This window comes from Paracoccus sediminis (genome assembly GCF_900188295.1).
Lineage (GTDB): Bacteria > Pseudomonadota > Alphaproteobacteria > Rhodobacterales > Rhodobacteraceae > Paracoccus > Paracoccus sediminis.
Genome location: NZ_FZNM01000007.1, coordinates 82,717 through 95,842, shown reverse-complemented (window position 1 = coordinate 95,842; position 13,126 = coordinate 82,717). Strand labels below are relative to the sequence as shown.

Sequence of the window (13,126 nt, the reverse complement as noted above, 5' to 3'; positions counted from 1 at the left end):
ATAGAATTCTTTTCTTGGCCACCGCAAGCGAAAGCCGTTGTGGTCAGGCGTCGGGATGCGTGGGAAACAGGCGCCCGCCATCGCGCACCATGTCGATTCCGATCGCCTTGCCGGTGCGGTCGTCGGTGACGATCAGCACGCCCGCCAGCGTGGCCTCGCCTTCCGCGGGCGAGAAGCGGTCGCGGGTCATCCCGGTGATGAACCTGCGCAGCGGCTCGGTCTTCTCCATGCCGATGACGCTGTCGTAATCACCGCACATTCCCGCGTCGGACTGATACCCCGTGCCGCGCGGCAGAATCTGCGCGTCGGCCGTGGGAACGTGCGTGTGGGTGCCGACCACGGCACTGGCGCGGCCGTCGCAGAAATGACCTGCGGCCATCTTTTCGCTGGTCGCCTCGGCATGAAAATCGACCAGGGATGCCTGCACCATACCTCCCGGTGGGTGGGCGCGCAGCACCGCGTCGAGGGCCGAGAACGGATCGTCATAGGGCCGCGACATGAACACCTGCCCCAAAGCCTGCGTCACCAGCAGCTTGCGCCCGCGCGCGTCGCTGACGATGGTGCTGCCCCGGCCCGGCGCCTCTTTGGCGAAATTCAGCGGGCGCACAATCCGGGGTTCGCGGTCGATGAAGGCCAGCATGTCCTTTTGATCGAAGGCATGATCGCCCAGCGTCAGGCAGTCGGCGCCCGATTCCAGCAACAGTTGCGCGTGGCCCGCCGTGCAGCCGCGTCCGCCGCTGGCGTTTTCGGCGTTCACGACCGCCAGATCGGCCTTCAGCCGCCCCCGCAGCAAGGCAAGCCGTTCCGCAATCCCCCGCCGTCCGGCCCGGCCCATCACATCGCCAAGAAACAAGATCCGCATGAAAGGGTCGTTACGCCCAACCCCGCCGGGCTTCAAGCCGTCTCTGGACAGGGCCGGCGCGACCCATCATCCTGCCGGCGGATCGGCAAAGGGGCGGCAATGCGGACAGACGACTGGGCCGGGGTGGAACTGGCAAAGGGCACGCTGCGCCTGTGGCTGATGAAGGGCAAGGTCGAAATCGCCATGCGCGAGGCCGCTGCCGGGGGCGATCCCGTCGCAGCGTTGCAAGCGCTGCTGAGGCCGCTGCTGGCGCCAGGGCAAGCGATATCCGTCATTGCGGCAGGCTGGCCGGATGTCATCCCTGTCCCGGTTCCGTGCCGGCCGCCCGTGCCCCTCGGCGGTCGGGCCATCGACCCGCAGATCGCCCTGCATCCGCTGCCGGGGCTTTCGCAGGACCGTCCGGCCGACCTAATCGCAAACCCCCTTGCCATCGCCGGGCACCTGTTTCGTCATCCCGACTGTGACGGCGTGGTGTGCATTCCCGGCGATCCGACGGTGTGGGCGCATCTCAGCGCGGGCGAGATCGTCAGCTTTCGCAGTTTTCTGACGGCCGAACTGTTGGCCGCCGTGGCGCCCACCGATGCAGGCCCCGTCGAACCGGGTCAGGACGGCTTTGGCGATGCCGTGCACCAGGCCATGTCCCGTCCCGCGGGCCTTGCCGCAGACCTGTCATCGGTCCGGGCGCTGTCGGCGGCAGGCCGGCTGGAACCGGCGGGTGCGCTTGCGCGGATGGCGGGGCTGCTGATCGGGGCCGAACTGGCTGCCGCACGTCCATGGTGGCTGGGCCAGCCCGTGACGGTGATCGGCCAGGGATGGCTGGCGGATTGCTATCTTCGCGCCCTGGCCGGACAAGGCGTCGCCCCAGATCAGGGCGATCCGGCCCGCGCCGTGCTGGATGGCCTTTGCGCCGCCTATCCTGCGTCCTAGCGGAACCCGCCCCGCGTTCCGCCGTTCGATTGCACCATTACGGCGCAAGGGGATGCGATGACCGGCCACCAAACCGACCTGTCCTGTGACGTGGCCATCATCGGGGGCGGCACCGCCGGTCTGGCGGCGGAACGAAGCGCCCGCAAGGCCGGTGCCCGGACCTTGCTGATCGACGACGGTTTCAAGGGAACGCTGTGTGCCAATTCCGGCTGCATGCCGTCCAAGTTGCTGATCGCGGCCGCACGCGCCCATGCCGATCTGGACAAGGCCCGGCTGATGGGAATCGACATTCCCGCGGCCCGCGTGGACGGAGTGCGCGTCATGGATCGGCTGAGGGCCGAGCGGGACCATTTCGTCCAGGCCACCAAGGCCAGCTATGACGAGCTGCCCGATGGAACCTGCATCGACGCCCGCGCCCGGTTCGTGGCGGCGGACTGTCTGGAACTGGATGACGGCCGAAGGGTGTCCGCGCGGTCGGTGGTCATCGCCACGGGATCCGCGCCGGTAATCCCGGAACCCTATCGCGATCTGGGAACGCATGTCCTGACCAGCGACACGCTGTTCGAACTGGACGATCTGCCGGAAAGCCTTGCCGTGATCGGCGCCGGGCCGTTGGGGGCCGAACTGGCACAGGCCATGGCGCGGCTGGGGGTGCGGGTGGCGCTGTTCGACGAAGGCGACCGGCTGGCCAGGATTCGATGCAACAAGGTTCACGACGCGCTCAGGACGATCTTTGCCAGGGATGTCGCACTGCATCTAGGCTGCGCGCCCCATCCCACGTCGCATGGCACGGCGATCCGCCTTGCCTGGAATGGCCGGCACGAGGATTTTGGTCATGTGCTGGTGGCAACCGGTCGTGCGCCTGTCCTGGACGATCTGAATCTGGGCGCGGCGGAACTGGCGTTGGACGACCACGGCGTGCCGGTCTTTGATCGCAAGACCATGCAATGCGGCAAGACATCCATCTTCATCGCCGGGGATGCGGATGCCGATGCGCCGGTGCTGCACGAGGCATCGCTTGACGGCATGATCGCGGGGGCCAATGCGGCCAGCCATCCGGTTGTCGTCCCGCATGACCGCCCGCCGCTGTTCACCATCACCTTTACCGATCCGCCGGTCGCTGCGATCGGCGATTCGCCCGACGATTGCCCGATCAATGGCCATGCGGATTACCGGTCGCAGGGCCGCGCGCGGGTCGAGGCGCGGGCCGAGGGGATGCTTCGCCTTGGTGCGGACCAGACCGGGCGCCTGACGGGTGCCGATCTGGCGGTGCCGGGCGGCGATCACATGGCGCATCTGCTGACGTGGGCGATCATGCAGAGCCACCGCGCGCCCGACCTGCTGAGGATGCCGTTCTATCATCCGACCCTGGAGGAAGGTTTGAAGCCCGCCCTGCGCGCCATCTGCCGGGCGGCGGATCTGGATCATCCGGACATTGCCGTCCCGGCGGGTGGGTGATGGGCGAACGCTTGATCGACCTTGGCCAGGGCTTCTGGAACATTCGCGGCACCTTGCGGATCGCGGGGCTGGTGAATGTCGGCACGCATTGTTCCCTGGTGCGCCTGTCGTCCGGCCGGTTCGTGTTTCTGGATTCCTATGGCTTCGGGACAGGCATCGCAGATCGGGTCATGGGGCTGACGGACAAGGGACAGGCTGTTCAGGCGATCCTGAACCTGCATCCGTTTCACACCCTGCATTGCGAGACGATGCATCGGATGTTTCCGCAGGTGATGCTGTTCGGATCGGACAGACACCGACGCAAATGGCCCGGTCTTCCCTGGCAGGCCGATCCGGTCGAATCGCCCGCTGTTGCGGGGATGTTTCCCGACCTGCGCTTTTCGCTGCCCGACGGCATTGACTACATCTGCCAGAACGAACGCGTCCATGCGGGATCGTTGCTGGCCTGCCATCCTGCCAGCGGCAGCCTGCATGTCGATGATACGCTGAACATCCTTTCGATTCCCGGACCGGTCAGGCGCCTGATCGGCCTGCCCCGGATCGCCTTCCACCCCACCTTGGCCATGGCCTTGACGAATCGGCGCGGCGCGGCCAGCGATTTCCGTGACTGGGCCTTGCGGATCGCCGATGACTGGCGCGACGTCCGGACGATCTGCGCTGCCCATTCCTCTACCCTCGCGATCCGTCCGGGCAGTTTTCCCGACCATATCCGCAAAGCGTTGGCCCGCGTCGAACCCGCCTTGCGCCGGGCTGAACATGCCGGCTGCTAGACCAGCCGGGCGATCAGGGACGAGGTGTCCCACCGCCCCCCGCCCATCCGCTGCACATCCTTGTAGAACTGGTCGATCAGCGCGGTCACGGGCAGCGATGCCCCGACTTCGTCCGCGGCGGCCAGGCAGATCGCCAGATCCTTGCGCATCCAGTCAACTGCGAAACCGTGTTCGAAATGGCCTTGGTCCATGGTCTTGTGGCGGTTGTTCATCTGCCAGCTTCCGGCCGCACCCTGGCTGATGACCTCGACCACGTTTGCGATGTCCAGCCCCGATTTCTTTGCAAAGGCCAGCGATTCGGACAAAGCCTGGACCAGTCCGGCGATGGCGATCTGGTTGCACATCTTGGTGATCTGGCCCGCCCCCACATCGCCCAGGAGGCGGCAGATTTTGGCATAGGCATCGATGACCGGGGCCACACGGCCGAAATCCTCTGCCGTGCCGCCGCACATCACCGAAAGCTGGCCGTTCTCGGCCCCCGCCTGCCCGCCCGAGATGGGGGCGTCCACATAGCCCACGCCCGCAGCCTGCGCCGTTTGGGCCAGTTCACGGGTCACGGCGGCGGAAACCGTCGTGTGATCGACAAACACCGCCTTTGGGGACATCCCCGCAAAGGCGCCCTCGGGGCCAAGGCAGACCTGCCGCAGATCATCGTCGTTGCCCACGCAGGCCATGACGAATTCGGCGCCCGCCGCGGCCTGGCGCGGGGTGTCGGCCCAGGCGCCGCCATGCCGGTCCGCCCAAGCCTGCGCCTTGGCGGCGGTGCGGTTGAAGACGGTCACGTCATGCCCGGCCGCCTTCAGATGCCCTGCCATCGGCGCGCCCATCACGCCCATCCCCAGAAAAGCCAGCTTTGCCATGATTCCTCCATTCGCCTGACCGGCACGGCCCGCGTTGCGTTGAACTGGCGGCGCACCTGAATTATGCAGCACCCCAACATTCCGGCGCGCGATGGTCAAGCACGTCGGCCCCAGAAGGACAGGTGGCGGACCGGCCCATGGATCATCTTCCGACATGCTGACCCTTTTTCGCTGGCTTCTGCGCCTAACCATCGGCCTGATCGTGCTGCTGGTCCTGGGGGCGATCCTGGCCTGGTATTTCGCGGTCCGGTCGCTGCCCGACTATGACGCGACGCTGCGGGTCCAGGGCATCTCGGCCCCGGTCGAGATCGTGCGATCCACCGAAAACGTTCCCCATATCTTTGGCCAGACGGACGAAGACTCGTTCTTCGCCCTTGGCCTGGCCCACGCCCAGGACAGGCTGTTCCAGATGACGCTGCTGCGGCGCGCGGCCCAGGGCCGCCTGTCCGAGGTTTATGGCGCGGGCGCCTTTGCCGCCGACGACCTGGCCCGGCGGCTGGAACTCTATCGCAATGCTGCCGCCTCGGTCGAGGCGCAGGACCAGCCGACGCAGGCTGCGTTGCGCGCCTATGCCAACGGCGTGAACGAATGGATCGGTCAAGTCAATCGGGGCGCTCTTGGCCGGGGGGCGCCCGAATTCTTTGTGCTGCCGCAGGATATCGCGTTCTGGCAGCCCGCCGATTCGCTGGCGATCCTGAAGCTGCTGGCCGCCGCGACCAGCAATTCCGCGGCCGAAGAAATCCTGCGCGCCCGTCTCTCGCTGACGTGGCCGGATCGCGGACCCGAACTGCTGCTGGGCCAGGGAAACGCCTCTGCGCTGCCCCGTTACGCCGATCTTTTTCCCGATGCCCGGCTGTCCCCGACACAGGCGCGGCTGGGGCGCGCACCCGATCGCGATGCCGCCGATGTCCTGCGCCCCAATTCAGGACTGGGCGGCAACAGCTTTGCCGCCCCGGCGAACCGGACTGCGGCGGGCGGGGCGTTGCTGGCGAACGATCCTCAGGCGTCCTTGCTGGCACCCTCGCTGTATTATCTGGCCCGGCTGGAACTGACCTCGGGCGGGGTGATCGGCGCGACCGTTCCCGGAATGCCGGTGGTGTTTTCGGGTCGCAGTCCCCAGCTGGCCTGGGGTACAATCCCTGCCGCGGTGGATGATGCCGACATCGCCATCGAGGAGATACAGCCCGGCCGCGCCGACCGCTATCGCGGCGTGGACGGCTGGACGGAACTGACCACGCGGCGCGAGGTGATCCGCGTTCTGGACGAACCCAACCGGTCCGTGACCCTGCGCAGCAGCCGCAACGGCCCGCTGGTGCCGACGCTGGATGCGGGCCTGGCGGATGTCACCCCCATCGGCCATGTGGCCGCCCTGCGATGGACCGGGTTCTCGGACACCGACACGACCATGTCCGCGCTGATCGGCATGATGCGCGCCACCGATGCCGACAGCGCGGCAACCGCGCTTGGGCGCGTCGTGGCGCCCGCGATGACCGTGACGCTGGCCGACGGCGACGCCATCCGGCAAGTGACGGTGGGGGCGCTGCCGCAACGCGCGCAGAACCACCCGACGGGCGGGGAAATGCCCGTGCCCGGCTGGCTGCCCCAGGGGGAGTGGACCGGCGTGATTCCGGCGGCCCAGGAGGATCCGACGCCGCCCGACACCATGACCTTCGCGACCGAGGAGCGCGGCCCGCTTGCCCTGCGGCGCACCCGGCTGGCGCATCTGCTGAACGACCGCGAAGTCCATTCCCGCGACAGCTTCATCGCCGCGCAACTGGACATCGTCAGCCCGGCGGCGCGCGCCCTGCTGCCGTTGGTCGGCGCCGACCTGTGGTTCACGGACGATGCGGCCGCGCCCGGCACCCCCGAACGCCAGCGGCAGGACGCGCTGAACCTGCTGGCCGAATGGGACGGCGCCATGAGCGAGCATCTGCCAGAACCGTTGATCTATTCGGCCTGGATGGGCGCCCTGCAAGACCGCCTGGTCCGTGACGAGCTTGGACCTCTGACCGACGACATCCGCACCCTTTATCCGGGTTTTATCGATTCCGTGTTTCGCAACCGCAATGGCGCGAGCGTCTGGTGCGACATCGTGCAAAGCGCCCCGGTCGAGGACTGCACGACCATCGCCCGGCAGGCCTTGGACCGTGCGATCCTTGATCTGACGGAACGATACGGATCCGACGTCACGAGCTGGCGATGGGGGGACGCCCATCAGGCCCGCCACGTTCATCCCGGCCTAGGCCGGATCGCGGCGCTTGGCTGGATCGTAAATCTGACTCAGGCGGTCTCGGGCGGTTCATTCACGGTCTCGAACACCGGCCTTCTGGGAACCGGACCGGATGCTTTCCAGGCTGCGACCGGCCCAGGATACCGGGGCGTCTATGACCTGGCCGATCCCGACAGTTCGGTCTTTATCCTGTCGACCGGGCAGTCGGGTCATCCCTTGTCGCGTTTCTACGACGACCTTGCCGGTTTGTGGCGGCGCGGCGAATACATCGGCATGTCGCTGGATCCGCAACTGGCCCGCGCCGCCGCCGCGGGGGTCACGACCCTTGTGCCGGCGGCCGACCGCTAGGGCAACCTCAGCCAGCGATGGAACAGATCGGTGCCGATGGCCCGCGTATCCGCCAGTCGAAAGCGCGGCGCGTCTGCCAGGTGGCCAAGGCCCATCGGTCCCACGGCCGGGCGCCCGTCCCCGCCCAGCGTCATCCCTGCGGTATAGCCGACGATCTGATCGACAAGCCCCGCCGACAGCAGCGATGCCGCCAGCCCCCCTCCTCCTTCGCAAAAGACGCGGGTGATGCCCTGCTGCGCAAGGTGCGCCAAGGCCTCGGCTGGCGGGGCATCGAGGCGCCACAGAGGCCCGTGCGACGGCCCCTCGGGGGGCAGGTCGGACGGCAGGGGCCGCGACGACAGGACGACCCGGACCGGTTGGCGCGGGGTGGACAGGCCCCGGACGTTCAGCGACGGGCGGTCCGCGTGGGCGGTGTTTCCGCCCACCATGACCGCATCATGGATCATCCGCATGGCATGGACATGCCGTCGCGCGGCAGGGCCGGTGATCCACCGGCTTTCGCCGCGGGCTGTGGCGATGCGGCCGTCGAAACTGGTTGCCAGCTTCAGCGTCACGAACGGACGCCCCCGCAGGATACGCAGCACGAACCCGGCCTGCACGCCGAAGGCTTCGGTCTGACGAATGCCTTCGGTCACGGCAATTCCGGCGTCGCGTAGAAGCCGGTGCCCCCTTCCCGCGACGCGCGGATCGGGATCGGTCATGGCCGATACGACCCGGGCTATTCCGGCGTCGATCAAGGCTTCGGCGCAGGGAGGGGTCCGTCCATGATGGGCACAGGGTTCCAGCGTGACATAGGCGGTCGCACCTCTCGACAAGGCGCCTGCCGCGTCAAGCGCCATTCGTTCGGCATGGGGGCGCCCGCCGGGCTGGGTCCAGCCGCGTCCGACGATGCGCCCGCCATTCAGGATGACGCAGCCGACAGCGGGATTGGGCCAGACATTTCCCAACCCCCGTCCGGCCAGCCGCAAAGCATGGTCCATGTGGCGCAGGTCGTCCGGATCGGGCACGTCAATCGCTGGCGGCGCCGGGCCGCAATTCGGACACGAATTTGTCAAAGTCGTCCGCGTCCTGGAAGTTCTTGTAAACGCTGGCGAACCGCACATAGGCCACGTTGTCGATGCGTGACAGGGACTCCATCACGATCTCTCCGATCATCTTGGACGAAATGTCGGTTTCGCCCGTGCTTTCCAGCCTGCGAACGATGCCGCTTATCATCTGTTCGATCCGCTCGGGATCGACCTGGCGTTTCTGCATGGCGATGCGGATGGACCGGGCCATCTTGTCGCGGTCGAAATCCTCTCGGCGTCCACTGGTCTTGACGACCACGAGGTCGCGCAGCTGAACCCGTTCATATGTGGTGAAACGTCCTCCGCAGGACGGACAGAAGCGGCGGCGGCGGATGGCCACATTGTCTTCGGCAGGGCGGGAATCCTTGACCTGCGTATCGACGTTTCCGCAAAACGGGCAGCGCATCCGGTTGTCCCCCAAAGCCACTGAATCCATACCAGTATATGCCCATGGGCAGGGCTTGGGTAGTATTATCCCCAAGGCACAAGATGTTTGCTTGCTCGTCCTGAATCAAGGACCGCGCCTATCCCAGGCTGTGGAAAGCCGCCGCAATCTGGCGGGAATGCGGTGCGCGGCGGTGTTCGACAAGATGAATTCCTTGCCAGGTTCCCAACATCATTCGCCCCCCTGATACCGGGATTTGCAGGCTGACCGGCAGGACCGCGGCTTTCAGATGCGCGGGCATGTCGTCCGGTCCTTCGTCGCGATGGCGCAACCACGACATCGCGGGATAGTCGGCGGGCGGCGCAATCCGATCCAGCCATTCCAGAAGATCCCTCTGGACATCGGGATCGGCGTTTTCCGTAATCAGCAGTGAACAGGATGTGTGCCGGATCATCAATGTGACGATCCCATCTCTGGCGCCGATCTCTCTCAGCCAGTCTGAAACCCTGCCGGTGACGTCATGGCAGGCGGGACCATGGGTTTCGACCGTCAGGTTCCGGATCATTCGGCGGCCTCGGCGCTGTCCAGCAACGGCGGTTCGTCGTCGCCGTCATGGCGGATCGCCAACTGCTTCTGATTGCGCGCGCCAAGCTGTCGCAGCAGTTCGGCCTGCCGGATCACGTTGCCCGATCCGCGCGACAGGCGGTCCATGGCGGTGGCATGGCTTTTATGGGCCCGGTCCAGGGCCACCCCGACCTCATCCATCGCCGACACGAACCCGTGCAGCTTGTCATAAAGCTTGCCCGCGCGGTCCGCGATGTTCGCCGCGTTCGATTCGCGCCGTTCGACCGTCCAGATGTGATCGACGGTACGCAGCGTCAGCATCAGGGTGGTCGGCGTCGCCAGCCCGACCCGGTTTTCCATGGCGTGCCGGGTCAGATCCGGATCGATGCGCAGCGCCTCGGAAAACGCGCCCTCGACCGGAATGAACATCAGGACGTAATCGACCGATCCCTCGTCCAGCGTGTGATAACCCTTGCCCGAAAGCGACGCGATATGCTGCCGGATCGCGGCGACATGCCGGCGCAGCGCCATGTCGCAGATCACCGGATCCTCGGAACTGACCGCCTCCTCATAGGCGACCAGCGATACCTTGCTGTCCACGACCAGCATCTTTTTCTGCGGCATCCTGATGATGACATCGGGGCGCCAAGTCTTGCCGTCGTCGCCGCGATGGCTGGTCTGGGTGGTGTAGTGAGTGCCCGACAACAATCCCGAATCCTCGAGGATCCGCTCAAGAATCATCTCGCCCCAGGCGCCGCGTTTCTGGCTGTCGCCCTTCAGGGCGCGGGTCAGGTTGACCGCTTCGCGCGAGATCGCCTCGGACCGGCGATAAAGGCCGTCGATCTGTTCGCGCAGCCGGGCGCGTTCCTCGTCCGTGGCCTTGTTGCGCGCCTGGAGTTCGTTCTGGAACCGATGCACCTGATCGCGAAACGGCATCAGCAGGGCATTCAATTGATCGCCCTGCACGCGCTGAATCTCCGCGCCCTGAGTCTTGATGGTTTCGCTGGATAAAACCCTGAAATGATTGGTCATTTCATCGCGCAATTCTTTCAGAACGGCAATGTCGCGCTGCGCGGCTTCCCGATCCTTTTGCGCCGCCAGACGGCTATCGGACAACTCGCGTTCCAGCCGGGCGATGGTCTGGCGTTCGGTGCGCAGGGTTTCGTTCAAACCGTCGCGTTCCAGAGTCAGCCGGGACACCCCTTCGGCGATCTGGTCGCGCAGTTCGTGCAGCCGTGCGACCTCTCGGCGTTCGGCAGCCAGATCCTTTTCGGCAGCCAGCCTGGCCTGGGCCAGGTCGCCTTCTAGCCGCGCGATATCCCGGCGTTCGGTTTGAAGGGAATTGGCCAGACCGTTGCGTTCGCGCCCCATATCGGCCAGACGCGCCTCCAAATGCTCGGCCTGCGCCTCAAGACGCCCCAGGCGCAGCCGCTGCTCTCCGCCCTCGGATTGCGCGGCACGGCGCTGAAACAACAACAGCAGAACGACCGCTGCCAGAAAGGCGCAGGCGACGATCAGGATCGCGTCGGAGGGCATGAACGAACCTCGTGAAGCATCCTGACAGCGTTCACGATTTACCCCTGGATTGCAAGCGCCGATCCCCCCCAGGCGGCGCACGAGGTTCGGGCCATGCCAAAAGGGTGGAAGAACCGCCCGAAGGCGGTGCTTGTCATTGATCCAGGAACGACCGCAGCTTGCGGCTGCGCGACGGGTGCTTCAGCTTGCGCAGCGCCTTGGCCTCGATCTGGCGGATGCGTTCGCGGGTCACGCTGAACTGCTGGCCGACCTCCTCCAGCGTGTGGTCGGTGTTCATGCCGATGCCGAACCGCATCCGCAAAACCCGTTCCTCGCGCGGGGTCAGGCTGGCCAAGACGCGCGTGGTGGTTTCCTTGAGGTTTTCCTGAATCGCGCTGTCCAGGGGCAGGACGGCGTTCTTGTCCTCGATGAAATCGCCAAGCTGGCTGTCCTCCTCGTCCCCGATGGGGGTTTCGAGACTGATCGGCTCCTTGGCAATCTTCATCACCTTGCGAACCTTTTCCAACGGCATTTGCAGTTTTTCGGCCAGTTCCTCGGGCGTCGGTTCGCGGCCGATTTCGTGCAGCATCTGACGGCCCGTGCGCACCAGTTTGTTGATCGTTTCGATCATGTGGACCGGAATACGGATGGTGCGCGCCTGATCGGCGATGGACCGGGTGATCGCCTGCCGGATCCACCATGTCGCATAGGTGCTGAACTTGTAGCCGCGCCGATACTCGAACTTGTCCACGGCCTTCATCAGACCGATATTTCCTTCCTGAATGAGATCAAGGAATTGCAGGCCACGGTTCGTGTATTTCTTGGCGATCGAGATGACCAGCCGCAAGTTCGCCTCGACCATTTCCTTCTTGGCCTGACGGGCTTCCCTCTCACCCCGCTGGACCTGGGACACGATACGGCGGAATTCCTCGATATCGACGCCGACGTATTGACCGACCTGCGCCATTTCGTTGCGCAGATCCTCGACCTTGTCGCGGGACCGGTCGAACAGGGCCTGCCAGCCGCGGCCCGACTGCTGGGACATGCGATCAACCCAGGCCGGATCCAGTTCGGTGCCGCGATAGGCATCGATGAATTCGCGGCGGTTGATGCGCGCCGCGTCGGCCAGCTTGACCATGCCGCTGTCGATGGTGACGATCCGGCGGTTGATGCCGTAAAGCTGATCGACCAGGGCCTCGATCCGGCTGCTGTTCAGATGCAGTTCGTTCACCAGCCCGACGATGCGCGACCGCAGCACCTGATAGTCCGATTCGGCGCTGGCGGAAAAGCTGTTATCCTCGTTCAGGGTGGCCGACATCCGCTGGTCCTGCATTGCCGCCAGAGCTTCGTAGTCGTTGGCGATCAGCTCCAGGGTTTCCAGGACCTTGGGCTTGAGGCTGGCTTCCATCGCGGCCAGGGACAGGCTGGCACCGTCGTCCTCGTCCTCGTCTTCCTCGACCAGGATCGGGTTGCCGTCCGCATCCAGTTCTTCCCGCTTCTGGCCGCTGTCGCTGGGGGCGGCGCTGTCGGACAGGTCTTCCTCGACCCCTTCCTCGTCGTCCAGCGACTGGCCGAAGGTGGTTTCCAGGTCGATCACGTCGCGCAGCAGGATCTCCTCGTCCAGAAGCTCCTCGCGCCACATGGTGATGGCCTTGAAGGTCAGCGGGCTTTCGCACAGGCCGGCGATCATGGTGTTGCGGCCGGCCTCGATCCGCTTGGCAATGGCGATCTCGCCTTCGCGCGACAGCAGCTCGACCGAACCCATCTCGCGCAGGTACATCCTTACCGGATCGTCGGTCCGGTCCAGCTTCTCGGTTTCGGACGACGAAACGGCGATCTCGCGCGAATTCGATCCGACAACGGCGACCGCGCCGCCTTCGGGTTCCTCGTTGCCGTCCTCGTCCTCGATCACGTTGATGCCCATTTCGGACAGCATCGACATGACATCCTCGATCTGCTCCGAGGACGCATGTTCGGGCGGCAAGGCGGCATTCAGCTGGTCGTAGGTGATATAGCCCCGTTCGCGCGCATCGGCGATCATGCGTTTAACGGCAGCCTGGCTCATGTCCAGGGTGTGGGCATTGTCGTCCTTGTCGGTCTTGTCGTGATCGTCGTCCTTGGTGGCCATCAAGGGTTCCCT

The 13,126-nt window shown here is 65.6% G+C and carries 11 protein-coding genes; 4 read left to right on the top strand and 7 right to left on the bottom strand.

The genetic code is table 11. From position 1 onward, the window contains the following. Positions 1-43: 43 nt before the first annotated feature. Entirely contained in the window at positions 44-862 is an 819-nt protein-coding gene (locus tag CHB77_RS11360; RefSeq protein ID WP_089388336.1) for a TIGR00282 family metallophosphoesterase, read from the bottom strand. A gap of 99 nt (positions 863-961) precedes the next feature. Between CHB77_RS11360 and CHB77_RS11355 the strand changes: the two genes are divergently transcribed. Genes CHB77_RS11355 through CHB77_RS11345 form a run of 3 tightly spaced genes read left to right on the top strand, consistent with a single transcriptional unit; the run spans position 962 to position 4,017 of the window. After that, on the top strand, positions 962-1,789 hold the full coding sequence (locus CHB77_RS11355) for a 2-dehydro-3-deoxygalactonokinase (RefSeq protein WP_089388335.1): 828 nt from the start codon (positions 962-964) through the stop codon (positions 1,787-1,789). A gap of 57 nt (positions 1,790-1,846) precedes the next feature. Further along, positions 1,847-3,247 carry a dihydrolipoyl dehydrogenase gene (locus tag CHB77_RS11350; RefSeq protein WP_089388334.1) on the top strand — a complete coding sequence of 467 codons (1,401 nt, stop codon included), beginning with the start codon at positions 1,847-1,849 and terminating at the stop codon, positions 3,245-3,247. After that, a complete protein-coding gene (locus CHB77_RS11345) occupies positions 3,247-4,017 on the top strand; it encodes a hypothetical protein (protein ID WP_089388333.1) in 771 nt (256 codons plus the stop codon). The genes CHB77_RS11350 and CHB77_RS11345 overlap by 1 nt, the downstream gene beginning before the upstream one ends. Here the strand turns inward: CHB77_RS11345 and CHB77_RS11340 are convergent. Further along, the gene (locus CHB77_RS11340; RefSeq protein WP_089388332.1) at positions 4,014-4,877 is read right to left on the bottom strand and encodes an NAD(P)-dependent oxidoreductase; all 864 of its coding nucleotides are present in this window, start codon (positions 4,875-4,877) and stop codon (positions 4,014-4,016) included. The two genes, CHB77_RS11345 and CHB77_RS11340, sit on opposite strands and share 4 nt — an antisense overlap. 154 nt (positions 4,878-5,031) lie before the next feature. On the opposite strand from CHB77_RS11340, the gene CHB77_RS11335 reads away from it, so the two are divergent. Continuing rightward, positions 5,032-7,455, top strand: coding sequence for a penicillin acylase family protein (locus tag CHB77_RS11335; RefSeq protein ID WP_089388331.1), 2,424 nt, complete (start codon positions 5,032-5,034; stop codon positions 7,453-7,455). Here CHB77_RS11335 and ribD read toward each other — a convergent pair. From ribD to rpoD, 5 genes are all read right to left on the bottom strand, one after another. Further along, complete coding sequence (gene ribD, locus CHB77_RS11330) at positions 7,452-8,435, bottom strand: bifunctional diaminohydroxyphosphoribosylaminopyrimidine deaminase/5-amino-6-(5-phosphoribosylamino)uracil reductase RibD (RefSeq protein ID WP_089388384.1); 984 nt, start codon at positions 8,433-8,435, stop codon at positions 7,452-7,454. The two genes, CHB77_RS11335 and ribD, sit on opposite strands and share 4 nt — an antisense overlap. 28 nt (positions 8,436-8,463) lie before the next feature. After that, entirely contained in the window at positions 8,464-8,928 is a 465-nt protein-coding gene (gene nrdR / locus CHB77_RS11325; RefSeq protein WP_089388383.1) for a transcriptional regulator NrdR, read from the bottom strand. A 118-nt stretch (positions 8,929-9,046) separates the two neighbouring features. After that, complete coding sequence (locus CHB77_RS11320; protein WP_089388330.1) at positions 9,047-9,472, bottom strand: secondary thiamine-phosphate synthase enzyme YjbQ; 426 nt, start codon at positions 9,470-9,472, stop codon at positions 9,047-9,049. Beyond that, positions 9,469-11,007, bottom strand: a complete 1,539-nt coding sequence (locus tag CHB77_RS11315; RefSeq protein ID WP_242626638.1) for a DNA recombination protein RmuC — start codon at positions 11,005-11,007, stop codon at positions 9,469-9,471. Before CHB77_RS11315 ends, CHB77_RS11320 begins: the two co-directional genes overlap by 4 nt. A gap of 133 nt (positions 11,008-11,140) precedes the next feature. Further along, positions 11,141-13,114 (bottom strand): RNA polymerase sigma factor RpoD, encoded by a 1,974-nt coding sequence (rpoD, locus tag CHB77_RS11310; protein WP_089388329.1) that lies wholly within the window; start codon positions 13,112-13,114, stop codon positions 11,141-11,143. Between the last annotated feature and the right edge of the window lie 12 nt (positions 13,115-13,126).